The 22230-nt window shown below is 69.0% G+C and carries 25 protein-coding genes; 11 read left to right on the top strand and 14 right to left on the bottom strand.

Annotated elements, in window-relative coordinates; all coding sequences use genetic code 11:
- Positions 1-80: 80 nt before the first annotated feature.
- The 14 genes from soxX to dsrE2 all read right to left on the bottom strand — a co-directional run bounded on the left by soxX (position 81) and on the right by dsrE2 (position 12402).
- Entirely contained in the window at positions 81-731 is a 651-nt protein-coding gene (gene soxX, locus ACT53U_RS16830) for a sulfur oxidation c-type cytochrome SoxX (protein ID WP_476156955.1), read from the bottom strand.
- 10 nt (positions 732-741) lie between these two features.
- On the bottom strand, positions 742-1557 hold the full coding sequence (soxA, locus tag ACT53U_RS16825; protein WP_476156954.1) for a sulfur oxidation c-type cytochrome SoxA: 816 nt from the start codon (positions 1555-1557) through the stop codon (positions 742-744).
- 55 nt (positions 1558-1612) lie between these two features.
- Positions 1613-1924, bottom strand: coding sequence for a thiosulfate oxidation carrier complex protein SoxZ (gene soxZ / locus ACT53U_RS16820; protein ID WP_476156953.1), 312 nt, complete (start codon positions 1922-1924; stop codon positions 1613-1615).
- A 21-nt stretch (positions 1925-1945) separates the two neighbouring features.
- Positions 1946-2416, bottom strand: coding sequence for a thiosulfate oxidation carrier protein SoxY (gene soxY, locus ACT53U_RS16815; RefSeq protein WP_476138459.1), 471 nt, complete (start codon positions 2414-2416; stop codon positions 1946-1948).
- Between the two features lie 64 nt (positions 2417-2480).
- Complete coding sequence (locus ACT53U_RS16810; protein ID WP_476156952.1) at positions 2481-3536, bottom strand: c-type cytochrome; 1056 nt, start codon at positions 3534-3536, stop codon at positions 2481-2483.
- Positions 3520-4899: a sulfite dehydrogenase gene (gene soxC / locus ACT53U_RS16805; RefSeq protein ID WP_476156951.1), complete on the bottom strand. Its 1380-nt coding sequence runs from the start codon at positions 4897-4899 to the stop codon at positions 3520-3522. The genes ACT53U_RS16810 and soxC overlap by 17 nt, the downstream gene beginning before the upstream one ends.
- 247 nt (positions 4900-5146) lie before the next feature.
- Positions 5147-5761 carry a response regulator transcription factor gene (locus ACT53U_RS16800; RefSeq protein WP_476138456.1) on the bottom strand — a complete coding sequence of 205 codons (615 nt, stop codon included), beginning with the start codon at positions 5759-5761 and terminating at the stop codon, positions 5147-5149.
- Positions 5754-7427: a sensor histidine kinase gene (locus tag ACT53U_RS16795; RefSeq protein WP_476156950.1), complete on the bottom strand. Its 1674-nt coding sequence runs from the start codon at positions 7425-7427 to the stop codon at positions 5754-5756. The genes ACT53U_RS16800 and ACT53U_RS16795 overlap by 8 nt, the downstream gene beginning before the upstream one ends.
- Positions 7428-7593: 166 nt before the next feature.
- The gene (locus ACT53U_RS16790; protein ID WP_476156949.1) at positions 7594-8253 is read right to left on the bottom strand and encodes a DsbA family protein; all 660 of its coding nucleotides are present in this window, start codon (positions 8251-8253) and stop codon (positions 7594-7596) included.
- 73 nt (positions 8254-8326) lie between these two features.
- Complete coding sequence (locus ACT53U_RS16785; protein ID WP_476156948.1) at positions 8327-9454, bottom strand: NAD(P)/FAD-dependent oxidoreductase; 1128 nt, start codon at positions 9452-9454, stop codon at positions 8327-8329.
- Positions 9451-10002 (bottom strand): ferritin family protein, encoded by a 552-nt coding sequence (locus tag ACT53U_RS16780; protein WP_476156947.1) that lies wholly within the window; start codon positions 10000-10002, stop codon positions 9451-9453. Before ACT53U_RS16780 ends, ACT53U_RS16785 begins: the two co-directional genes overlap by 4 nt.
- 209 nt (positions 10003-10211) lie before the next feature.
- A complete protein-coding gene (locus ACT53U_RS16775) occupies positions 10212-11468 on the bottom strand; it encodes an OmpP1/FadL family transporter (protein WP_476156946.1) in 1257 nt (418 codons plus the stop codon).
- 154 nt (positions 11469-11622) lie between these two features.
- On the bottom strand, positions 11623-11850 hold the full coding sequence (locus ACT53U_RS16770) for a sulfurtransferase TusA family protein (protein WP_476138451.1): 228 nt from the start codon (positions 11848-11850) through the stop codon (positions 11623-11625).
- A 51-nt stretch (positions 11851-11901) separates the two neighbouring features.
- Entirely contained in the window at positions 11902-12402 is a 501-nt protein-coding gene (gene dsrE2, locus ACT53U_RS16765; protein WP_476156945.1) for a sulfur carrier protein DsrE2, read from the bottom strand.
- 222 nt (positions 12403-12624) lie between these two features.
- On the opposite strand from dsrE2, the gene ACT53U_RS16760 reads away from it, so the two are divergent.
- The 11 genes from ACT53U_RS16760 (at position 12625) to ACT53U_RS16710 (ending at position 22151) form a co-directional block, all read left to right on the top strand.
- Positions 12625-13704 carry an acetoin utilization protein AcuC gene (locus ACT53U_RS16760; protein WP_476156944.1) on the top strand — a complete coding sequence of 360 codons (1080 nt, stop codon included), beginning with the start codon at positions 12625-12627 and terminating at the stop codon, positions 13702-13704.
- A gap of 151 nt (positions 13705-13855) precedes the next feature.
- Positions 13856-14902 (top strand): radical SAM protein, encoded by a 1047-nt coding sequence (locus ACT53U_RS16755; RefSeq protein WP_476156943.1) that lies wholly within the window; start codon positions 13856-13858, stop codon positions 14900-14902.
- Entirely contained in the window at positions 14899-16011 is a 1113-nt protein-coding gene (locus ACT53U_RS16750) for a geranylgeranyl reductase family protein (protein WP_476156942.1), read from the top strand. The genes ACT53U_RS16755 and ACT53U_RS16750 overlap by 4 nt, the downstream gene beginning before the upstream one ends.
- Positions 16008-17264, top strand: a complete 1257-nt coding sequence (locus ACT53U_RS16745) for a radical SAM protein (RefSeq protein WP_476156941.1) — start codon at positions 16008-16010, stop codon at positions 17262-17264. Before ACT53U_RS16750 ends, ACT53U_RS16745 begins: the two co-directional genes overlap by 4 nt.
- Before the next feature lies 1 nt (position 17265).
- Positions 17266-18330 carry a lipoate--protein ligase family protein gene (locus ACT53U_RS16740; RefSeq protein WP_476156940.1) on the top strand — a complete coding sequence of 355 codons (1065 nt, stop codon included), beginning with the start codon at positions 17266-17268 and terminating at the stop codon, positions 18328-18330.
- Positions 18331-18505: 175 nt separating this feature from the next.
- Positions 18506-18886 (top strand): DsrE family protein, encoded by a 381-nt coding sequence (locus ACT53U_RS16735; RefSeq protein ID WP_476138445.1) that lies wholly within the window; start codon positions 18506-18508, stop codon positions 18884-18886.
- Between the two features lie 61 nt (positions 18887-18947).
- Positions 18948-19391 carry a glycine cleavage system protein H gene (locus ACT53U_RS16730; protein ID WP_476138444.1) on the top strand — a complete coding sequence of 148 codons (444 nt, stop codon included), beginning with the start codon at positions 18948-18950 and terminating at the stop codon, positions 19389-19391.
- A 103-nt stretch (positions 19392-19494) separates the two neighbouring features.
- Positions 19495-20007, top strand: a complete 513-nt coding sequence (locus ACT53U_RS16725; RefSeq protein WP_476156939.1) for a hydrogenase maturation protease — start codon at positions 19495-19497, stop codon at positions 20005-20007.
- The gene (locus ACT53U_RS16720; protein ID WP_476156938.1) at positions 20004-20444 is read left to right on the top strand and encodes a hydrogenase expression/formation C-terminal domain-containing protein; all 441 of its coding nucleotides are present in this window, start codon (positions 20004-20006) and stop codon (positions 20442-20444) included. Before ACT53U_RS16725 ends, ACT53U_RS16720 begins: the two co-directional genes overlap by 4 nt.
- Complete coding sequence (locus tag ACT53U_RS16715) at positions 20437-21492, top strand: hydrogenase small subunit (RefSeq protein WP_476156937.1); 1056 nt, start codon at positions 20437-20439, stop codon at positions 21490-21492. Before ACT53U_RS16720 ends, ACT53U_RS16715 begins: the two co-directional genes overlap by 8 nt.
- Positions 21493-21497: 5 nt before the next feature.
- Entirely contained in the window at positions 21498-22151 is a 654-nt protein-coding gene (locus tag ACT53U_RS16710; protein ID WP_476156936.1) for a hypothetical protein, read from the top strand.
- Positions 22152-22230 lie beyond the last annotated feature (79 nt).

Below are 22230 nucleotides of genomic sequence, written 5' to 3'. Positions count from 1 at the left end.
GCGTCGCGCCTCGTCTCGTGTCGGAGCGGGAAGGCGAAGGCCGATCCGATCGATCGGCCCCCGCGTCATTGTCGACCGCGTCACTTGTTGACCGGGGATTCGGGATCGAGCAGCAGCGCCATCAGGTCCTTGACCTGCTGTTCGGCGAGGATGCCCATGTGGCCGGCGCGCGGCATGTTGGAACAGGCGTTCGACGACTTGGAGTTCCAGATCTTCGCCCAGGTCGAGCGCAGCGCCTCCTCCGAGGTGCCCTTGATCTTGCCGTAGCCGAGGAGGCTCGGGCCGATCGTGCCGTAGGAGATCTCGGTCTTGGAGATCTGGTGGCAGTTGTAGCAATTGCCGCCGTTGACCTGATCGGCCTTGTCGGTCGAGGTGAGGCCGCGACCCGACTGGGCGATCTTCTCGCCCGCCTTGAAGTCGCCGAGGAACTTGCCGTCCGACGGCCACTTCACCGTGGCGAGGTTGGCCGCCTCGATCTCGGCGCGCTTCTTGGCCGATTCCTTGGCCTCGGCCACCTTCGGGTCGGAGCAGAAGGCCTGCGTCTCGTCCTGCTTCAGGCGATCGAGCTTGGCGATGCCCTTCTCGCGGAAGCCGGACTTCAGCATCGCCTCGAAGGCCGCGTCGTCGGCGCCCGGTCCCCACGATCCGCCGGCGAAGGCGGACGAGGCGAGGAAGAGGCCGGCGGCCGTCGCGGCGGCGGCGAGAGTGGCGGAAAGCGTGGTCTTCGTCATGTCCGCCTCCTCAACGCTTGATGCCGGGGGTATCCATGACGGCGCCGTTGGCGGTCGCGGCCATGAACATCGAGAGCGCCACCGTCACGTCCGATCCGTAGATCGGCTCGGGGAAGCGCTGCTGGCGGAAGCAGTCGGCGAGGCGCCACTGCATGCCCCACATCTGACCGGCGCTGACCCGGTAGGCCGGCCACGAGGTCCAGCCGGAGGCGGCGCCCTTCGGCGACGGGATGTAGGGCAGTTCCTGCAGGCGGATGCGGGTACCCGCCTGACCGTGGCAGGTCGAGCACGAGAAGTCGTGCGGACCGCCCTCGTAGTAGAACATCCGCTGCCCCAGATCGAACATCGCCTTTTCCTTGGGATGGGCGGTCGAAACGGCGACCTTGGTGCCCTTCGACATGCCCGAAACGAAGGTGGCGATGGCGTTGAGCTGGTCCTTCTCGGGGCTGCCCCAGCCGGCGGAGACGTATTTGGCGACGTCGATGCCCTGGATCGTCGCCATGCAGGTGAGGACGCGGCTCTCCGCGTCCTGCACCTTGTCGGTATCCTTGAAGTACCGCGGCAGATGGGCATAGGCGTCCTTGACGACGCCCGGACCCATGCCGAGATCACAGGTCTCGAGGGAGACGTTCTTCGGCCCCGCCGGCTTCTTCCAGAGCTCCTCGCCCTGAGCTTCGAAGAGCTCGGCCGGGTTGCCGTCCTTCAGCGCCTCGCGATAGGCCTCGATGCTCTCGATCGACTTGTCGCCCTCCGCCAGCGCCGCGCCGGCCATGGGGCCGGCAATGGCGATCAGCGCGGCGAGCCCGACAGCGTGCCGTCGTCTCATGATTGCTCCCTCCCTCGTAATCTTCTCGTTCTTCTTCGTGGGTCTGCGCGACCGATCAGGTCACGGAGGCCTCGTCGGTGCGGGTGTCGCCCTTGTTGTCGGTCCAGCTGATCGCGATCTTGTCGCCGGCCTTGCCGCCCTTGATCTTGAAGGCGAGGAACGGGTTCTTGGAGACCGAGGGTCCCCACTGCGCCGTCATCACCTGCTTGTCGTTCAGCTTGGCGGTGATCTCGGCGATGAACCATGCCGGGACGAGATTGCCCGAGGCGTCCTTGCGCAGGCCGGTCTCCATCTCGTGGCTCATCAGAACCTTGACTTCGGTGACGCCGTCCTTGGAGGCGGCGCGGATCTTCATCGGATTGCCCATGTCGTGTCCTCCGGTCTTCGATCAGCCGCCGCAGCCGCCGAGCGTGACCTTGATTTCCTTGGTCGCGGTGAAGTACTTGCCGTCCGCCTTGACGAGCACGACGACGTTCGACGTCTGGCCCATCTTGATGCGGGTAGTGACGTCGGGGACCATGTCCGGGCCGATGTCGAAGAGCGCCGCCAGCATGTTCGGGTTCTTCTCGACCAGCACCGAGATCTGCGTCGTCCCCGCGATCTTGGAGACCGCCTGGATCGGCACCACCGCGCCGTTCTCGGCGATGTCGGAGGCGAGGATCTGCACGTCGCCGCTCTCCTTGGCGTCGGCGACGCCCATCGCCTTGTAGGTGTCGGCGAGCGACTTGCCGTCGAAGGCCGCCTTCATCCACTCGGCCCGCGCCAGGTGGGGGGCGAGCGTCGTCCCCAGCGCCGTGGTCAGCCCGAGGGCCGCCGCGCGCGCGAGGAAGCCTCGCCGATCGATCGTCTGCCTGTTCATGTCGTCGTTTCCTCCGTCATTGCGCGCCGCCGGCGCGTCGTCGTCCCGAGGCGCGGCCGGCGCCTCACTTTTCCGGTGCCCCCGCGAGGATCCAGGCGAGGACCTCCTTCAGGTCGTCGTCCTTGATCTCCTCCTGGGGCGGCATGGCCATGTCGCCCCACACGCCTTCGCCGCCGGCGCGAACCTTGGCGAAGAGCTTCGTCGCCGCGTCGCCCGCGCCCTTGTACTTGCCGGCGACCTCGGCATAGCTCGGGCCGACCAGCTTGGCGTTCGGCGCGTGGCAGCCGAGGCAGCCGTTGGAATCGGCGATGACGGCGCCCTTCGGCTTCACCGCCGCGACCTCGGTCGAGGCCGCAGTCACCTGACCGCGCACCGGACCGAACTTGCGGTTCTGGTCGGCGAGATTGCCGTGCGAGGCGAGCGCGTGTTCGGGCAGCATCGAGCCGATCTCCGGCTCCTTCTTGCAGGCCTTCATGCAGGGCTCGGCCTTGACGTCGGGGGCGACCGGCTTGCCGGTGAAGGCCGCCGACGGCCACATGGCGTGATCCCAGGTCATGCCGTTGCGGTTCGGCATGATCTTCTGCACCTCGCGGATCGACTGGTCGTCGAGCACGAAGTCGCCCGGCACCACGTCGGAGAGGTTCAGCAGATAGGCGAGGACCGCATAGACCTCGTCGTCGGAGAGCGACTTCGGCGCGTTCCACGGCATGGCGCGGCGGATGTAGTCGAAGAGGGTGGAGACCGTCGCCACCTTCATCAGCGTCGTGCGCGCCGGGAAGTCCGTGCGCTTCAGCGAGGCGACGTGGCCGGTGGCGAGATCGCCCTTCTCGACGCCGCCGACCAGCGGCGAGAAGATCTTGTTGCTCTCGCCGAAGGTGCCGTGACAGACGGCGCACTTCGCCTCCCACACCTGCTCGCCCTTCTCGACGCTGCCCGAACCCTTGGGCAGGCCCTTGAAGTCGGGGCGCACGTCGATGTCCCAGGCCTTGACCTCGGCCGGCGTGGCGGCGCGGCCGATGCCGGCGAAGTCGTCGGTGGCGCGTGCCGCGCCGGCCCCCAGGACGAGGCCGAAGGCGACGACGCCGGCGAGGAGCGAGCCGCGATCAGAGAACCTGAACATTGCTCACCTCGCCGTTCATCGCGACCTTCCAGGACTGGATGGCGTTGTTGTGATAGATCGAGCGGGTGCCGCGCACCGCCCGCAGCGCCCGGTATCCGGGCTGGACGTAGCCGGTCTCGTCCATGGCGCGGGACTGCAGGATCGCCGGGCGACCGTCCCAATCCCAACCGACGTTGAACCGCGTCAGGCACTTCGACAGCACCGGAGTCTGCAGCTGCGCCTCGACCCAGTTGATGCCGCCGTCGAAGGAGACGTCGACGCGCTTGATCTTGCCGCGCCCCGACCAGGCGAGGCCGGTGACGTTGTAGTGCCCCTTGTCGAGCAGGGTCTGGCCGCCCGACGGCGAGGTGATGACCGACTTCGCCTCCTGGATCGAGGTGTACTGGCGGTGCTGGCCGTCCGGCATCAGGTCGATGTAGTGGACCGCCTCGTCCTTGGTGGCGTAAGGCATGTCGCCGAGCTCGATGCGGCGCAGCCACTTCACCCACGACACGCCCTGCACGCCCGGCACGATCAGCCGCAGCGGATAGCCGTTCTCGGGCCGCAGCATCTCGCCGTTCTGGCCGTAGGCGACGAAGACCTCGCCGGACATGACGAGCTCGATCGGAATCGTGCGGGTCATCGACGAGCCGTCGGCGCCTTCCGCCAGCACGAACTTGCCCTTGGTGAAGTCGGCGCCGCAGTCCTCGAGCAGGGTCCTGAGCGGCACGCCGGTGAACTCGGAGCACGACAGCATGCCGTGGGTGTACTGGACGGTCGGCACCGCCACGTTGCCCCATTCCATGCCGGTGTTGGCGCCGCATTCGATGAAGTGCATGCGCGACACCGAGGGCATCCGCATCAGATCGTCGAGCGTGTAGACCTTGGCCTTCTTGACCATCTCCGGCGACGAGCCGTCGATCATCAGCCGATGGCGCGACGGGTCGATGTCGTGCCAGCCCTGGTGATGGCGCTCGAAGTGCAGACCCGACGGCGTGATGATGCCGAACATGCCCTGGAGCGGCATGAAGGAGACCGAGGAACCCGCCACCTGGGTCAGACCCGGGCTCTGGCGCCGCTGCATCGCGGTCTCGTACTTCGACGGCAAACCATACGGCGTCGCCGCGACCGGCTGGCCGAGCGAGGTCGACCACGGCGGCAGCTTGAGGATGGCGTCCTCGCCGGCCGGCTTCTCCTGGGCCACCGCGGCACCGCCGGTCATGGCGGCGGCGGCGGCGAGGAACGAGCCGCGCAGGAAGCCGCGACGGCCGGCCGAGACGGCGGCGATCTCGTCGGGCGCGAGGAAGTTCTCCGGCGCGCGGCGAAGGCGCGGGCGCTCCCGCTCGCTCGTCCAGTCGTCGATGTTACGCGTGCCCTTCGTCATCAGCCCCCTCGCGCATCGTCCCGGTCGCCCGGGAATGTCCATCGAGGGGTGAGCCGAGGCTTTCGCGGAAAGGGCGTTCCGCCCCTCCTCGTCCGGTCGTTTCCTGCCCCTCGCGTCCGCCCGATGCTTTGCCGGGCGGATCTTCGAATGGGTCCAGCCTAAGGGGATACGGGAAAGTTCCTATCGGGGTCGGTGCCGGGGGCGCCTGGGGGTTTCCACCCAGGTGCACTGCAAAACGAGCGGAATCTCACCCCGCCGCCGGCTCCTGAGCCCAGGCGATCAGCTGCGCCACCGAGCCGGCGCCGGCCTTGGTCATCAGATTGTGCCGGTGGTTCTCGACCGTCTTCACCGAGATGTCGAGGTCGAGGGCGATCGCCTTCGACGTCTTGCCGGCGACCACCAGCGCCAGCACCTCGCGCTCGCGATCGGTGAGGCAACCGAGCCGCCGTTCGAGATCGCTCTTGCGCCGTCGCTCCTCGATCGCCTCCCCGCTCGCCGCCAGAGCTTCGCCGATGCGGTCGAGCAGGACCTGATCGTCGAACGGCTTCTCGAGAAAATCGAAGGCGCCGAGCCGCACGGCGCGCACCGCCTTGGGGATGTCGCCGTGGCCGGAGACGAAGATGATGCCGCAGGGCGAGCCCCGCCGGATCAACTCGCCCTGGAGCTCCAGCCCCGAGATCCCCGGCAGGCGCACGTCGAGCACGACGCAGGACGGTCGATCGTCGTCGAGCTTGGCGAGAAACTCCTTCGCCGAGGTCGAGACCTCGTGGGCATAGCCGAGCGACGACACCAGGAAGGCAACCGCGTCGCGCACGGCCGGATCGTCGTCGACGATGTGGATGATCGGCGTCGGGTCAGACACGGGTTTCCTCTTCGAGTTGCGGCAGGCGGAAACGGAAGACCGTCTCGCCCGGTCGGTCGAGATCAATCTCGAGCCGCCCGCCGTGGGCTTCCACGATGGTGCGGCTGAGCGACAGGCCGAGGCCGAGCCCCTCGGGTTTGGTGGTGAAGAAGGCCTCGAACAGCAGATCGCGCGCCCCCGGTGCCACGCCCGGCCCGTTGTCGGCGACGGCGAAGTCGACGGTGTGGGCGCCGTCCTCGGCGGTGAGGCGAATGCGCGGCTCGGGCCGATCGGCGACCGCCTCGAGCGCGTTCTGCAAGAGGTTCAACAGCACCTCCTCGATCTGCAGCCGGTCGGCGCGGATGGTCGAGAGCTGCGCCGGCACGGCACCCTCGATCTTCACCCCGCGCGCCGCCGCCGTCGATTCGAACAGCGCCAGCGCGTCGGCGACGATCGCCGCCGGGTCGACCGGCACCTGCCGCGACGGGTTCTTGCGCACGAAGTCGCGCATGCGGCGGACGATCGAGCCGGCGCGCTCGGCCTGCACCGCGATGCGGCGGACGCCTTCGCGCACGCCCTCCGGGTCGGTGCCGCCGTCGATCCGCCGCTCGCAGCCGCGCGCATAGGAGAGGATCGCCGCCAGCGGCTGGTTGATCTCGTGGGCGAGCGAACTCGCCATCTCGCCCATCAGCGACAGGCGGACGGTGTGTTCCATCCGCTCGCTCTCCAGCCGGGCGAGTTCGTGCGCCCGTTGCAGCTCCTGCGTCCGCTTGCGCAGCAGGTAGGAGACGCGGCCGACATGGATCAGCCACCAGGCGATCGCCATGACGATCGCCGCCCCCCACCAGCGGTGCTCGAAGGCGAAGTCGAGCATGCCGAGCCGCGAGAACGGCGTGTAGGGCCCGACCTTGAGGGCGCGATAGAGGTCCTGGACGCGCTGATAGTCGACCGGATCGGTCCACACCACGTCGCCGGTCGTCGGCTGCATGGCGAGCAACGCCTTCGCCACGTCGCGCGAGAGCGGCGTCGGTGTCTGGGCGACCTTGACGAAGGGCCAGCCGGGATAGAGCCGGGTCGAGACCTGACAGCGCAACGTCCCCGACGCGCGCCGCCCGACGACGCGGAAGGCGTCCGCCCGGACCTTGCCCTCCGCCACCATCTTCTCGAGCAGGCACGAACGGACGACGCCGGCATCCGCGCGTCCCGAGCGGACCGCCTCCAGCACGCCCTCGACCGGAAAGCCGACGAAGAGCAGGTTCGTATCCTTGAACGGATCGACGCCGCGCTCGAGGAACTCCGCCCAAGCGGCGCGAAAGCCGAAGGCCTCCGACCCGACGGCGGCGATACGATGGCCCTTGAGGTCCGAGAGCTGCTGCACCTCGCCGAGACCCGCCGGCACCACCACCGCCGCGCCGACCGATTCCGCCGCCGCCGTGCCGTCCATGTCCTGCTCGGTGGCGATGGCCGTCGCCGAATAGCCGATCGCCAACTCGAGGAAATGACCGGGGTTGGTGACGAGGAAATCGAGCCGCTGCGCCGCCACCGCCGCCGTCAGGAAGGCGGCGCTGCCCGGCACCATCTCGAAGCGATACTGCGGCAACGTCTGCGCCAGATGGCCGAAGGTCGTCTCCCAGGTGGTTTCCGCCTCCTCGGCGCCGCGATAGGCGAGCACCCCGACGCGCACCACCCGCGGCTCCTCGACCGCGCCCAAAGGCAGCGTCGAAAGCGCGAAAAGGAGCCCCCCGAGCGCCCCCATAAGGCAGCACCGGACACATTCAAATCGGTTCATGTGTTGAAATTGAACCGGCGCGGCGAATTTGTCCACGCATCGCCGCTCCGACTTTCGCGACGCCTCACGCGCAGACGATCCGGCCGCAACGCCGCGTCGCCGCCGCGAAACGTTCGATCGTCGACCGCCCCGGCCAGCCGACGAAGGCGACGTCGCCGATCACGAAGGTCGGGGTGATCTTCAGCCCGTACCGCCCGGCGAGCGCGCGCTGCGCCGCCACCTCGCCGTCGGCGGCGGCGATCTCCGCCTCGCTCGGCGACACGCCCAGATCGCCGGCGATCGACCGCGCCTTCGCCCCGTCGACGAAGCCGCGCGCCGCGAGCAGCGCGACGTGCAGCGCCCGCGCCGCCTCCGCCCCGTGCCGTCGCAGCACCGCGATCTGGACGCGGGCGGCATCGACCGACCCCGGCGACAGGATCGGCAGATGCAGCGGCACCAGCGCCAGCCGGGAATCGGCCCGGGTCAGATCGTCGAGATCGCGCGCCGCGGCACGACAGTAGCCGCAGTTGTAGTCGAAGGCTTCGATCACCACGACGTCGGCGTCGGCCGCGCCGAAGCGCTGCGTCGCCGCTGCCCGCCGCAGCGCGTCCGCGTCCGGAAGGATCGCATTGCGCATCGGCGAGCCGTCGTCTGAGGCGAGCGGCAGCGACGCCGCACCGGCCCGCACCGCCGCCAGCACTCCCCCCCACGCCACGAGCCCCGCCGCGACCCGCCGTCGATCCATCCTTCGCCCCTCCCGGCGCGGTGCCGCCCGACGGCACCCTCGCGCGCGAGAATCGACCGAACCGCGGTCGTGATCAACGGAAAGTGCGAAGATACCACCCTTCGAAGAGGCGCTTCAGCCAATGGAAGACGACCGACTTCGGTCCGACGAAGTTGAAGGTGGGATTGCGGAACACGACCATGCCGGCGTCGAGCGTGTCGACGATGCAGATCAGTTCGGGCCGGAACGCCTTCTTCGGCGCGCGACCGGCGAGCACGTCGACGACGTTGGCGGCGACCGCATCGGCCTGAAGATCGGCCTGATGCGCCTGTTTCGGCATCCAGTCGGGGCCGGGGTAGGAGCCGGCATCGCCGGCGACCCAGACACCCGGCCGATCCTCGACCCGACACAGTGCGTCCGCCCGGATCATGCCGCCGGGCGACAGCGGCAGATCGGCCTTCTCGAGCCACGCCGGCCCCGTCAGCCCCGGCATGAACAGGATCAGGTCGGCGTCGATCTCGCCGCCCTCGGTGGCGACCTTGCGTTCCTCGAAGCGGACCATCTTGTGGCCGAGATGGGTGCGGATGCCACGCTTCGCCATTTCCGCCAGGAGCCCGTCGACCGCCTTCGGTCCGAGGCGCGCGCCGGGTCGTTCGGCCGGGTTGAAGAACACGATCTCGAAACGGTCGCGCCGCCCCTGCTTGCGCAGCATCGTGTCGAGGATGAACAGGAACTCGAACATCGGCCCGCCACGCATGGCGCCCGGCTCGTTCGGATTGGTGGCGAAGCCGACCGCGATCGTACCGCCGTCGAGGCCTTCGAGCCGCCGGGCGATCTCCTCGCCGACGGCGATGCCCTCGCACGGGATCAGCGCATGTTCGATGCCCGGCAGGCGGCGGATGAAGCGGCCGCCGGTCGCCACGATCAGCTGGTCGTTGCGCACGTCGCCGGCATCGGTCAGCACCACGCGGCCGCCCTCGGCGAGGCCGGTGACCGAGGCGCGGACGTGGTCGATGCGATGCTTCGCGAAGAACCGCGCCAGCGGGATCTTCAGATCCCCGCCACGGCGCAGACCCGGCGGGATCCAGATCGTGCTCGGCAGATAATGGAGCTCGTCGCGCGGCGAGACCATGGTGATGCGCCCGGCGAATCCCTTGCGTCTCAGCCCGCGCGCCGCCGTCAGGGCCGCGAAGCCGGTGCCCAGAATGGTGATGTCGTTCAAGGCGCGATGCCTCCGAAGCGTTGTCCCGCGGTCCAGCGCCGATAAGCGGGCAGATGACGGTCGCGCGAGGCGATCATCAGCCAGGTGAAGAGTTCGGTGACCACCGGCTGGTCGGCGACGGCGGGAAGAAGCCGGTCCTCGTAGAGCACCACGTTGTCGAGCTCGGCCTTGACGGCGATGTCGCAGGCGCAGGCGACCGACGCCGGCACCAGCCGCGCGACGTCTCGCGATCCGAGATGCCGGTTCTCCGGCACGTCGAGACCGCAGGCCCGGAGCACCGCAGCGATCTTGGCGGCGTGGCGCGTCTCCGCCCCGACCATGTGGGCAAAGGGCATGGCGGCGGGAAAGCGATCCAGCACCGCGGCACAGAAGGCGATCGAGCGATGTTCGTCGTCGAGCGCCTCGAGCAGGGCGTCGCGAACCGCCGGCTCGAGCGGCCCGGCAATCGCGTCGAGCCGCGGTTCCGTACAACCGCACCGGCCCGCCGTGCCGTGATCGTCGTGGCCGCAACCCTTGCCCGACCGCACGTCGCGAGAGGTCACGTACATCGCCCGCTCCCCCGAATGTGACCCGCCGCCTCTCGGCCGGGCCCCGTTCATGAAGGATAGCGATTGAAGTTAGATATGCAATATATGTTTTAGTGGAATGCCGAGACCGCGCGATTTGGACGCGGCCGCAGGGCGCGATCCGGCCCGAGACGACGAAGCGGCGCGAGCTCTCGCCCGCGCCGCCCCGTATCCGTCGTCGCGACGGTGTCTCAGTACTTGTAGCGGACGCCGAACGAGGCTTCCCACTGCGACATCGACAGCGTGATCGTGTCGCCGGGCGCGCCGAACGGATCGGGGCCGGTGACCGTCGCCTTCGGCACATAGGCCGCGGCGAGATCGATCGTCAGGTTCTTCGTCCAGTCGTAGGAGGCGCCGAGCGAGATGTGATCGGTGACCACGCCCGGCGCGACCGTGTTGAAGAACACCTGATCGGAGCCGATCGGGCTGTTGTTGTGCGAATAGCCGGCGCGCAGGGTGAGGTCCTTCGTCGCCTTCCAGGCGGCGGCGACCGCGATCACGTCGACGTCCTTCCAGCCGAAGCCCGCACCGCCCGAGGCACCCAGCGGCACCGGGCCGCCGAGCGCCGCGCCGGAGTTGGCGATCGCCGGAACGCCCGAATAGAAGATGTGGCGATAGTCGACCATCACCGTCAGCGTCGGCAGGACGTCGTAGGCGAGGCCGACCGTCACGTTGGCGGGAATGTCGAACGAGCCGCCGCCGGCATAGAGACCGGCATACTTGTCGAACTTGGTCGACCAGATCGGCGTCTGGCCGGACGCGCCGATGCGGAACTCCTTGGTCAGGCTCCACAGGAAGCCGGCGCGCAGACCGGCGCCCCAGGCGTAGTCGTCGCCGTTGTTGGTCAGGCTGCCGGGCTTGGAGGTGAAGGCCGCCTGGTCGAAGAAGCCGAAGCCGGTCGCCCGGAACTTCTGCATCGCCACCACCGGCGCCACGCCGACCGAGAAGTCGCCCATCTTGCGGGCGTAGCCGACGGTCAGGAACATCTGCTCGAGGTTCACGCCGGTCTGGCCGGCGCCGAAGACGTTCGACTGATAGTTGGTGTTCATGCCACCGTTGCCGAACAGCGCCACGCCCCAGGCCGACTGCGCGTCGATCGGCGACGACCACGCCATGTTCGGCATCAGGAAGATTTCCTGCGTGCTGGTGACCGTGCCGCGCGTCGTCGGGAAGGTGCCGGGGAAGGTGTTGGTCGACGTGAACTCGCGCCGCGGCGAGAACAGCGTGAAGGCCGCCTCGAACTGGCGACCGACCGAGGTCAGGCCGGCCGGGTTGACCGACAGCGTCATCGCGTCTTCCGGATTGGCGGCGCCCGCGCCCGACTGGGCCTTCTGGATCGTGCCGTAACCGGTCTGGAAATAGCCTTCCGTGGCATTCGCCGCGGTGGCGAATCCGAAGGCGACCACTGCCGGCACGACCACCCGAGCCGCTCGACGCATCTTGCTCATGACTTTCCCCCAAGCCGTCCGCCCCTCGTCCGGACCCCCCGGCCCGTGCACGGCCCGGCGGGCCGCTGAGGAAAGACGTTCCAGATTCGACACTGAACGCTACGATGAATCCCCGGCGAGACGCGGTATCCCGCGCCTCACCAGTCAAAATTTCTCACGACGCACGGCGGATGACGAAGCGGAACACACCGCCGTCCTGGCCCTGCTCGGCGAGCTCGTTGCCGGTGGTGCGGCAGAAGGCGGCGAAGTCGGCGACCGAACCGGGGTCCGTCGCCAGCACTTCGAGCGTCCCGCCGACCGGCAGGTCCTTGAGCATCTTCTTGGTCTTGATGATCGGAAGGGGGCAGTTGAGGCCCTTCGCGTCGAGAACCTGATCGGCCATGACATGTCTCCTCGGCTCGCCCGGCGCCGCGCTCGCGGTCGCGGGGCGATGTCAGATGTAGAGGTTGATGTTCGATTTCAGGGCGTTTTCCATGTAGGACGCCGCGCCGCCGAGCGTGATGCCGTCGATCATGTCCTCGAGCTTGAACTCGAACAGATCCATCGTCATCTGGCAGGCGATCATCTTGACGTCGCACTCGATCGCCATGTCGCGCAGCTCTTCGATCGAGGCCACGCCCTTCTTGGCGATCATGTCCTTCATCATCCTGGTCGCGGCGGCGTCGACGCCCGGCAGAGCGCCGATGAGATTGGGCATCGAGAGATGCATGCCGCCCATCGGCATCACCATCGCGGGGTTGCCCAGCGTCGTCACCTGCAGGTCGAGCTTCTTCTTGAGAAGACCGAGACCGTAGAAGGTGAAGAACAGTGTCACGTCGACGCCCATCGCTGCCGCGGTCGTCGCCAAGATGAAGGGCGGGTAGGCCCAGTCCAGCGATCCCTTGGTGACGATGATCGTCATCGACTTGGTGGTAGTGTCGTCGGTGGTGGTCATGGACGTCGATGCCCTTTCGACCGGAGCGAGGCCACGCGATACGGTACCGCGACCCACTCATGAAAACATTCGTATTTTCGAATTTGAGTGCTATGCCTGTGCGGATCGAGCGGCAAGTCTGTGTTTCTGCGATGGAAATCTGCTTACCGCCCGGCCGCGGAAGACGGGATCGGCACCATGACTGAAATTACGGCCGGTTTTCAGACTGATGCTCTCGTCGTGATGTCCGAAGTCTATCGCCGTGCGGCGTACGGACGCAACCACCCGCTCGCGATCCCACGGGTCGAAACCGCGCTCGACATCGCCGCCGATCTCGGCTGGATCGCCGGCCGGAATCGCCCCTCGCCGGTCGCCGACGAGGGTCTCCTCGCCCGATTCCACACCCCCGAATGGATCGCCGCGCTGCGCGAGGCCGACGCCTCCGGCATCGTGCGCCCCGCCGTGCGCAGCCGCCACGGCCTCGGCACGATGGAGAACCCGCTGTTCACCGGCGTCTTCGAGCGCGCCGCCACCAGCGTCGGCGGCTCCTTCGAGGCGGCGCGTCTGGCGCTCGACGGCCGCGTCGTCTTCCACCCGGCCGGCGGCACCCACCACGGCCGGCCCGACGGCGCCTCCGGCTTCTGCTACTTCAACGACCCGGTCTTCGCCGTGCTCGGCCTCCTCGACGCCGGCCTCGACCGCGTCGCCTACGTCGATCTCGATGCCCATCACGGCGACGGCGTCGAAAACGCCTTCGCCGCCGACCCCCGTGTCTTCACCATCTCGATCCACGAGGCCGGCCGTTTCCCCGGCACCGGCGCGCTCCAGGATCGCCGCGAGGGCCGCGCCCGCAACCTCCCCGTCCCGCGCGGGCTGGTCGACGACGAGCTGGCCCATCTGATCGACGAGGCGGTCGTACCGATCCTCGAGCGCCTCGCGCCGCAGGCGATCGTCGTCACCTGCGGCGCCGATCCCCTCCTCGGCGATCCGCTCTCCGCCATGCGGCTCTCCAATCGCGCCCTGATCGCCGCGACGCTCGCGGTCGTCGCCCGCGCCCCCCGCGCCGTCGTGCTCGGCGGCGGCGGCTACAATCCGTGGACACTCGCCCGCCACTGGGCGGCCCTCTGGGGCGCGCTCGCCGGCTTCCCCGCACCCGACCTCCTGCCCGAAATTTCGCGCCGCCGCCTCGCCGCCCTCGACTGCGACCTCGTCGAGGAGGATGATCGCGATCCGGCCTGGTTCGAGACGCTGATCGATTCGCCCTCGAACGGCCCCGTACGCGACGAAATCCGGGCGATCGCTGCGGCAATTCGGGCGCCTTGATGGAAAGCATCTTTCCTACGTGCTGCGACGATCGAGACCTTACCGAAACGCGTTCCCCCCGATTGCGCCCGCACCCGAAGCATCGTTTCTTCTTCGGAAATATCAGTGAAGACGAATATGATCCGCATCCCGGATCGAGCGGAGGAAGGCGATGGGCTGGACCGAAATCCTCGGCGCGATCGAACCGCTCGAGGACGCACCCTTCGACCCGGCGCTGGTCGCCGCGATGGAAGCCCGTGCGGGCGCCCGCCCCCTCGGCGCGCTGCGCTTCGCCACGCCGACCTTCAAGGAATACGAGACGAGCGAGCTCTCCGGCTGTTCCAAGGCCTCCTTCCCGGCCTTCTCGATCACCGGCTCGGCCTGCGCACTGAACTGCGAGCACTGCCGCACCGAGATCCTGAAGCCGATGATCCCGGCACTGCGACCGGAAGACCTCGATACCCGCGTCCGCGACCTGATCGCGCTGAAGGGCCTCTCCGGCTTCCTGCTGTCGGGCGGCTCCGATCGGCGCAACGAGATCCGTTACGAGCGCTTCCTGCCGGTGATCGAGGGACTGAAGCGCGACTTCCCGCGGCTCGAGATCGCCGTCCATTCGGCTCTTCTCGATGCGCCGCGCGCACATGCGCTGCAGGATGCCGGCGTCGACACCGTCATGCTCGACGTGATCGGCGCGGAAGAGACGATCCGCGACGTCTACCACCTCGATCGCCGCGTCGAGGACTTCGAGGAGACGCTCGCCCACCTCTGCGCGACCACCATGGACGTCGTCCCCCACGTGGTGATCGGCCTGCACTTCGGCCGCATCCTCGGCGAGGCCCGCGCCCTCGACATCGTCGCCCGCCACCCCGTCCATTCGCTGGTCTTCGTCGTGATCATGCCCTTCCACGCCGCGCCCGGCACCTTCGAGACGCCGGACGCCGCCGAGGTCGGCCGCATCTTCCTCGAAGGCCGCGCCCGCATCGCCGATCGCGAGGTCCTGCTCGGCTGCGCCCGGCCGGCCGGCATGCACAAGCGCACCGTCGACGCCTATGCCGTGATGGCCGGCCTCGACGCCATCGCCTTCCCCGCCGACGGCGCGGTCGAACTCGCCACCCGCCTCGGCCGCCCGGTCGAACGCCAGACCGCCTGCTGCTCGATGCGCGAGAACATCGACGGCGGTATCGAGAGGAAGGGGCGCGCGACCCCTTGTGCGGCATGAGAGAGCTCCTCGCCTGCGACGTCGCCGTCATCGGCCTCGGCCCCGCCGGAGCGTCTGCCGCCCGTGCGGCGGCGGCCCGCGGCGCCCGCGTCGTCGGCGTCGACCGCCGGACTGTCCCCGGCCTGCCGGTGCAATGCGCCGAGTTCGTGCCGCGTTCGCTGGGGTCGGAAGTCCCCGGCCTCGGCCGTTTCGTCGTCCAGCCGATCGAGGCGATGGACACCTATGTCGAGGACGGCGCCGCCCGCCGCGATCCGCTGCCCGGCCACATCGTCGACCGTGCCCGTTTCGATGCCGGCCTCGTCGAGGCCGCCCGCGAGGCCGGCGCCACCTGCCTCTTCGACCGGTCGCTCGCTGCGATCGACGAGACCGGCATCCGGCTCACCGACGGCACGCGCATCGCCGCGAAGGTGGTGATCGGCGCCGACGGCCCGCGCTCGCGCGTCGGCCGCGCGATCGGCGCGATCAATACCGAACTCGCCCACACCCGTCAGGTGACGGTGCCGCTGCGCCTGCCCCATGCCGCTACCGACATCTACCTCTCGACCGCGATCCCCGGCGGCTACGGCTGGCTCTTCCCCAAGGGCGACGTCGCCAATCTCGGCGTCGGCGTCGATGCCGCCGACCGCGACCGCCTGCCCGATCTGCTGGACGCCCTGCGCCGCCGCCTGATCGAGGAGGGTCGCATCGGCGAGACGGCGACCGCCCTCACCGGCGGTGCGATCCCGGCCGGCGGCCTCCTCGAGGTGACCGGACGGATCGGCGCCCTCCCCGTGCTGCTCGCCGGTGATGCCGGCGGCCTCGCCAATCCGGTGACCGGCGCCGGCATCGCCGCCGCCGTGATCTCCGGCCGCATGGCCGGCGAGGCGGCGAGCGCTCTCGCGGCGGGCGAAACCACTGCCGCCGCCGACTATGCCGAGGAGATCGCCGATCTCTTCGGCGCCGCCCTTTCCCGCGCCGCCCGTCGGCGCGCCGAAATCCTCGCCGCCTGCCGCGCGGCGACCGCCGGACCCGACGATCTCGCCCGGTCGTGGATCGCCTTCGACGCCTATTGGGAGCCGCTCGCCGACGAGGCGACCGCATCCCCGCCCGCCAAGGGAGTTGCCGCATGAGCTGCCTCGAAACCCCGGCCCGCCCGCGCGCCACCACCCCCGGCGAGAGCGACGTCAACGCCTTCGAGACGATGACGCCGCGCGCACCCGCCGCCGTCCCGCCCGACGCCCGCAACGGCGCCCGCGTCAGGCAGGCCGGCGCCGCCCCCGCCGGCGTCTACATGCCGAACGCCAACATCCAGACCCCGGACATGCGCTCGCCCGACTACGTCCAGGTCTCGACCGCGGCGGCGATCTCTCTCGGCCTGATGGGCGGGCGGATGCATCGCTGCAGCTGCACCCATTGCCTCAACCTGCTCCTGACCTACCCCGAAGGCTGCCGCGCCAACTGCGCCTATTGCGGCCTCGCCCGTCACCGCGAGGCGGAACGGGACTATGCCGATCGCAACTTCATCCGCGTCGACTGGCCGGCGGTGCCGATGGTCGAGGTGGTGGAGCGGGTGAAGGCGCAAGGGGCGAAGACCAGCTTCCACCGCATGTGCATCTCGATGATCACCCATCCGAACTCGGATGCCGACACGCTCGCGGTCCTGAAGACCTGGACCGACCGGATCGATCCGACCGACATCCCGGTGTCGATCCTGTCGAACCCGACCTCGATGGACCGCGCCGACGTGGCGCGCCTCAAGGACCTCGGCGCCGAGATGTTCACCGTCGCCTTCGACGCCGCGACGCCCGAGATCTTCGAGCGCACCCGCGGCAAGTCGGTCGACGGGCCGCATCGCTGGGAGCGCTACTGGGACGTGCTCGGCCACGCCGCCGAGATCTTCGGCCCCGAGAAGATCGGCGTCCACCTGATCGCCGGCATGGGCGAGACCGAGGCCGAGATGCTGGCCATGGTGCAGAAGGTCAAGGACTTCGGCGGCCATTCCCACATGTTCGCCTTCTTCCCCGAACAGGGCTCGCTGATGGACCACCTGCCGGCGACGCCGCGCGACCAGTGGCGCCGCGTCCAGCTCGGCCGCTATCTGATCGACTATGCCGGCGTCCGCCTCGACCACATGCGTTTCGACGACCACGGCCGGGTGATCGACTTCGGTCTGCCACGGGCCGAGGTCGACGCGGTCATCGAGGCCGGCACCGCGTTCCGCACCTCGGGTTGCCCCGGCAAGGGGCCGGAGGACGTCTCGGCCTGCGACCGCCCCTATGGCGACGGCCCGCCCTCGAACATCGCCTCCTACCCGTTCCCGCCGAACAAGCGCGACCGGGCGAAGATCCGCCGCCAGCTCGGCCTGGCGAAGGTGGAGGCCTGACATGGGCGTGCCTTTCGGCGTCATCGACACGGGCCTGCGCGGCGGCCGCGCCAACATCGCCTTCGATCAGGCGCTGATCGACGCCCATCGCGCCGGCGAGATCGGCGATACCGTCCGCTTCCTGACCTTCCCGCCCTCGGCGCTGGTCGGTCGGCACCAGTCGCTCACCCGCGAGATCCGCCTCGACTGGTGCCGCGACAACGGCGTCGAGACCGTCCGCCGCATCACCGGCGGTGGCGCGCTCTACATGGACGAGGGTCAGTTCGGCCTGGAACTGGTGTTCCAACGCCGCAGCCTCGACCTGCCGAGCCTTTCCGACGTCGCCCGCGGCGTCTGCGAGGCGATCGCCCTGGGGCTGACGAAGCTCGGCGTGCCGGCCCGTTACCGGCCGCGCAACGACATCGAGGTCGACGGTCGCAAGATCTCCGGCACCGGCGGCTTCTTCGACGGCGACACCCTGTTCTATCAGGCGACGATCCTCGTCGACATGGATGCCTCACGCATGTTGAAGGCACTGAACGTGCCCGAGGCGAAGCTCGCCAAGCGCGCCCTCGACGATGCCGGCGCCCGCATCACCACGCTGCGCACGCTGCTCGGCGAGGCCCTGCCCTCGACCGCGGCGATCCGCGAGGCCCTCCTCGCAGGCCTCGCCGAGCGGCTCGGCATCGACCCGACGCCGGTCGCCATCGACCCGCGCCTCGAGGCCCGCGCCGCCGCCGTCCTCGCCGAGGAGATCGGCACCGACGCCTTCGTCGCCGAGATCGACACGCCGCCGGAGGAATCCGGCCACGCGATCGCCACCGGTCCCGGCGGCACGATCGAGGCCTGGGTCCGCCGCGAGGGCGCGGCCTCCGACCGCATCCGCGAAGTGCTGATCACCGGCGACTTCTTCGTCACCCCGCCGCGCACCGTGCTCGACCTCGAGGCGGCGCTGCGCGGTACGGCCGTCGCCGAGATCGGCGAAAGAGTGGAAAGCTTCTTCGCAACCGCCGGCGTCGGCATCCTCTCGGCGAAACCCGCCGATTTCGCAGATGTTGTCACGGAGGCCGCCGCCAGAGCAGGATGATCGGGCGCCGAATGGCCGCCCGGATGTCTGGAAACTTTCCAGCATCACGGGATGTCACAGCGGGGAAAAGACGGACGCCCTTCCGACACGGAACCAATAAATTAGAACATCATAATGTTACGACATCGGGCACCGACTCGCATCGTCGGTCGCCCCAATCCCCAGGGAGAGAGAAGTGGCCAGCAAGCTCCTGATCGTGATGTCCAACACCGACCCGCGCAACGGCGAGGAACTCGGCGCTCCCCTCTTCCAGGCCACCGTCGCCGCGGCGATGGACTACGAGGTCGAGGTCATCATGACCGCCACCTCCGGCATCCTGCTCAAGAAGGGCGTCGCCGAGAAGCTGGTGGTCAAGCCCGGCAGCCCGAAGACCGTCTACGACTTCATCAAGGACGCCCACGGCGCCGGCGTCGTCTTCAAGTCGTGCTCGCCCAACCTCGATCTCTTCGACATCACCGTCGAGGATCTGATCCCGGAGTGCTCCGGCGTGGTCGGTGCCGCCTACATGCTCGAAAAGATCATGGAAGACGACGAGGTCCGCGTCCTGACCTACTGAGTTGTCCGGCGTCGCCGGGCCTCGAGGACCGGCGACCGCCCTTGCGGAGAGGTGAAATCCCATGCCCGTGGTTCGTGGCTGCAATCTTCCCGACGACCTGCTCTACGACGTCGAGAGCCATACCTGGTATCGCGAACTCGACGGCGGCAAGGTGCAGATCGGCATGACCCAGGTCGCCGTGGCGCTCGCCGGCAAGCTCGTCGCCTTCACCCCGAAGAAGGCCGGCAAGCCGATCGCCGCCGGCAAGTCCTGCGCGACGGTGGAGAGCGGCAAGTGGGTCGGCCCGGCCAAGTCGGCCGTCGGCGGCAACGTCGTCGCGGTCAACGAAGCCCTCGTCGCCACCCCGACGATCGCCAACGAAGACCCCTACGTGAAGGGCTGGATGATCGAGCTCGAGCCGGAAGGCTGGGCCGACGTCAAGGCGACGCTGACGCCCGGCACCGCGGTCTCCGACAAGTACGAGGCCAAGATGGCCGCGGACGGGTTCGCCGGCTGCGCCGGCTGATCCGCCCACGCCTCCCGTGACGACGATCGAAGGAGCGGATCCCCGTGCGGGATCCGCGACGGGTCGTCGTGTGCCCGAAACCCGACGCGCTCGGGGGACCCCCATGCCGCTCGCCCTGCCGCCCGAAACCGCCTCTCCCGACATCGTCGTCCTCGGCGTCGGCAACACGCTGCTCACCGACGACGGCGTCGGCGTCATGGTGGTGCGCGAGCTGATGGCCGAACGCGACGCCGCCCCCGCCGATCCGTCCGTGATCTTCCACGACGGCGGCACCATCGGTCTGGCGCTGCTGCCGCTGATCGAGAACCGCAAGGCGCTGATCCTGGTCGACGCCGCCGACTTCGGCGGTTCGCTCGGCGAGGTGCGGCTCTTCGAGGGCGACGACATGGACGCGCTGCTGCGCGTCAAGCGCTCGACGCCGCACGAGATCGCCGTCTCCGACCTCGTGCTGACCGCCGAACTGATCGGCACCAAGCCGGAACGCCGGGCGATGGTCGCCGTCCAGGTCGGCGACATCACGCTCGGCGCCGAACCGCAGCCGCAGGTCTTCGCCGCCGTGCCCGAGGCCAAGGTCCGCGTCGCCGAACTCATCGAACGCTGGGGAGGCCACGCATGAACATCCACGACCCCGTCCCCGAACGCGAAGAGCCGGGCGAGACCCGCCCGATCGTCCGCGCCCTCATCGGCGAGATCGCCGGGGCGCTTTCCCGCCTCGCCGTCGACGGCGAGGAGACGATCGTCGCCCTCGACGCGCTCACCCTCACCGACGCCGATCTCGCCGCTCTCGAAGAGGCGCTCGGCCGCGGCGAGGTCTCTTGCGAACTCGACGTCGCCGGCCGTTCCGAAGTGGTCGAGACCGGCTTCTCCGGCGTCTGGTGGATCCGCCACTACGCCGCCGGCGACCGCACCGTCACCCGCGAACTGGCGGTGACCCGCTGCCCCGACATTCTCGCATCCCATCCCGACGACGTCGCCGCCGCCAGTATCCGGCTCCACGGCCTCGCCGCCGCCCCGCTCCCTCTCGTCCCGGTGGAGGAACCGTCCCGTGGCTGACTTCGAAACACTCGGCGAACGACTGGCGGCTCACGGCGTCTCGCGCCGCGCCTTCGTCAAATATGCCTCCTGGCTCGGCTCCATCATGGCGCTGACGCCCGCCGCCTCCCGCGCGATGGCGGAAGGACTGGCCAAGGCCAGGCGGCAGTCGGTGATCTGGCTGTCGTTCCAGGAATGCACCGGCTGCACCGAATCGATCACCCGCTCCTTCGGGCCGACGCTCGAGGACCTGATCTTCGACTTCATCTCGCTCGACTACCATCACACGCTGATGGCCGCCTCCGGCGAGGCGATCGAGCATGCCCGCCATCAGGCGATGGAAGCCAACAAGGGCAAGTACATCGTCGCCGTCGACGGCGCGATCCCGCTCGGCCTCGACGGCATGTATTCGGCGACCGCCGGCGAATCGAACCTCGAGACGCTGAAGGCCACCTGCAAGGACGCCTTCGCCATCATCTCGATCGGCACCTGCGCGGCCTACGGCGGCATCCCCAAGGCCAGCCCCAATCCCACCGGCGCGGTCTCGGTCGGCGACATCATCAAGGACAAGCCGATCATCGCCATCCCCGGCTGCCCGCCGATCCCGGAGGCGATGACCGGCACGATCGCCCACCTGCTCGCCTTCGGGAAGATCCCCGAACTCGATCACCTCGGTCGTCCGAAGGCCTTCTTCGGCGACAACATCCACGACCGTTGCTATCGCCGGCCGTTCTACGAGCGTGGCCAGTTCGCCAAGAGCTTCGACGACGAGGGCGCCCGCAACGGCTGGTGCCTCTACGAGGTCGGCTGCAAGGGTCCGGTCACCTACAACGCCTGCGCCACCACCAAGTGGAACGCCGGCGTGTCCTTCCCCATCCAGTCCGGCCACGGCTGTCTCGGCTGCTCCGAGCCCGACTTCTGGGACAAGGGCAGCTTCTACACGCCGCTCTCCGGCTCGATCGGCCCGACCGCCAAGCTGGTCGGCGGTGCCGCACTCGCCGGAGCGGTGGCCGGTGTCGCCGCCGCGGCCGTCGCCCGCAGCCGCAAATCTTCGCTCAAGAAGGGGTGAGAACCATGGATCTGCTCGACTTCGCCCGCGGCCCCGCGATCAACGTCGCCATGGCCGTCATGGTGTTCGGCGTCCTCTGGCGCCTCTTCGCCATCCTCTTCCTCGGCAAGCCCGCCGACCGCACCGTCGCCCGTCCCGGCACGCCCGGCCCCTTCATGGCCGGCCTGCGCGAGATCGGCCGGCGCATGGTGCCGCATCCGACCTTCGCCTTCGCCGAACGCTTCGCCTTCTTCAACGGCTGGGTCTTCCACGTCGGTCTGGCGATCGTGGTCTTCGGCTTCCGCCCGCACGTGCTCTTCATCAAGAACCTGACGGGCCTGTCGTGGCCGACGCTGCCCTCTGGCGTCGTCTACGTCGTCGGCGCAGTGACGGTGCTGAGCCTCGCGGCGGCTCTGATCAAGCGCATGACCAGCCCGGTGCAGCGCTTCATCTCGAACGCCGACGACTACTTCTCGTGGTTCGTGACCATGGCGCCGGTCGTCACCGGCCTCGTCGCGGTCGGCCATGTCGGCGCCCGCTACGAGACGCTGCTCGCCATCCACATCCTGTCGGTGGCGTTGCTGCTGATCTGGCTGCCCTTCGGCAAGCTCTTCCACGCGGTGCTGGTCTTCGTCTCGCGAGCCACCACCGGCGCCTTCCTCGCCCGCCGCGGCGTCTGAACCGAGTCTCGGGCGCCCCCGCCCGACCCCCTTCCTCGCCCCGCGGCTTTGCCCGAGGCGGCTGAACCGGAGCGCGATC

The organism is Pinisolibacter sp. DMC19, from assembly GCF_056313985.1.
The sequence above is the reverse complement of the archived record's forward strand: the minus strand, read 5'-3'. Positions and strand labels throughout refer to the sequence as shown.

Bases quoted from the DNA above. Each gene is read 5' to 3' on its own strand.
- soxX (WP_476156955.1), bottom strand. From the start codon at position 731: ATGACGAAGACCACGCTTTCCGCCACTCTCGCCGCCGCCGCGACGGCC.
- soxA (WP_476156954.1), bottom strand. From the start codon at position 1,557: ATGAGACGACGGCACGCTGTCGGGCTCGCCGCGCTGATCGCCATTGCC.
- soxZ (WP_476156953.1), bottom strand. From the start codon at position 1,924: ATGGGCAATCCGATGAAGATCCGCGCCGCCTCCAAGGACGGCGTCACC.
- soxY (WP_476138459.1), bottom strand. From the start codon at position 2,416: ATGAACAGGCAGACGATCGATCGGCGAGGCTTCCTCGCGCGCGCGGCG.
- ACT53U_RS16810 (WP_476156952.1), bottom strand. From the start codon at position 3,536: ATGTTCAGGTTCTCTGATCGCGGCTCGCTCCTCGCCGGCGTCGTCGCC.
- soxC (WP_476156951.1), bottom strand. From the start codon at position 4,899: ATGACGAAGGGCACGCGTAACATCGACGACTGGACGAGCGAGCGGGAG.
- ACT53U_RS16790 (WP_476156949.1), bottom strand. From the start codon at position 8,253: ATGGATCGACGGCGGGTCGCGGCGGGGCTCGTGGCGTGGGGGGGAGTG.
- ACT53U_RS16780 (WP_476156947.1), bottom strand. From the start codon at position 10,002: ATGTACGTGACCTCTCGCGACGTGCGGTCGGGCAAGGGTTGCGGCCAC.
- ACT53U_RS16775 (WP_476156946.1), bottom strand. From the start codon at position 11,468: ATGAGCAAGATGCGTCGAGCGGCTCGGGTGGTCGTGCCGGCAGTGGTC.
- ACT53U_RS16770 (WP_476138451.1), bottom strand. From the start codon at position 11,850: ATGGCCGATCAGGTTCTCGACGCGAAGGGCCTCAACTGCCCCCTTCCG.
- dsrE2 (WP_476156945.1), bottom strand. From the start codon at position 12,402: ATGACCACCACCGACGACACTACCACCAAGTCGATGACGATCATCGTC.
- ACT53U_RS16760 (WP_476156944.1), top strand. From the start codon at position 12,625: ATGTCCGAAGTCTATCGCCGTGCGGCGTACGGACGCAACCACCCGCTC.
- ACT53U_RS16755 (WP_476156943.1), top strand. From the start codon at position 13,856: ATGGGCTGGACCGAAATCCTCGGCGCGATCGAACCGCTCGAGGACGCA.
- ACT53U_RS16750 (WP_476156942.1), top strand. From the start codon at position 14,899: ATGAGAGAGCTCCTCGCCTGCGACGTCGCCGTCATCGGCCTCGGCCCC.
- ACT53U_RS16745 (WP_476156941.1), top strand. From the start codon at position 16,008: ATGAGCTGCCTCGAAACCCCGGCCCGCCCGCGCGCCACCACCCCCGGC.
- ACT53U_RS16740 (WP_476156940.1), top strand. From the start codon at position 17,266: ATGGGCGTGCCTTTCGGCGTCATCGACACGGGCCTGCGCGGCGGCCGC.
- ACT53U_RS16730 (WP_476138444.1), top strand. From the start codon at position 18,948: ATGCCCGTGGTTCGTGGCTGCAATCTTCCCGACGACCTGCTCTACGAC.
- ACT53U_RS16725 (WP_476156939.1), top strand. From the start codon at position 19,495: ATGCCGCTCGCCCTGCCGCCCGAAACCGCCTCTCCCGACATCGTCGTC.
- ACT53U_RS16720 (WP_476156938.1), top strand. From the start codon at position 20,004: ATGAACATCCACGACCCCGTCCCCGAACGCGAAGAGCCGGGCGAGACC.
- ACT53U_RS16710 (WP_476156936.1), top strand. From the start codon at position 21,498: ATGGATCTGCTCGACTTCGCCCGCGGCCCCGCGATCAACGTCGCCATG.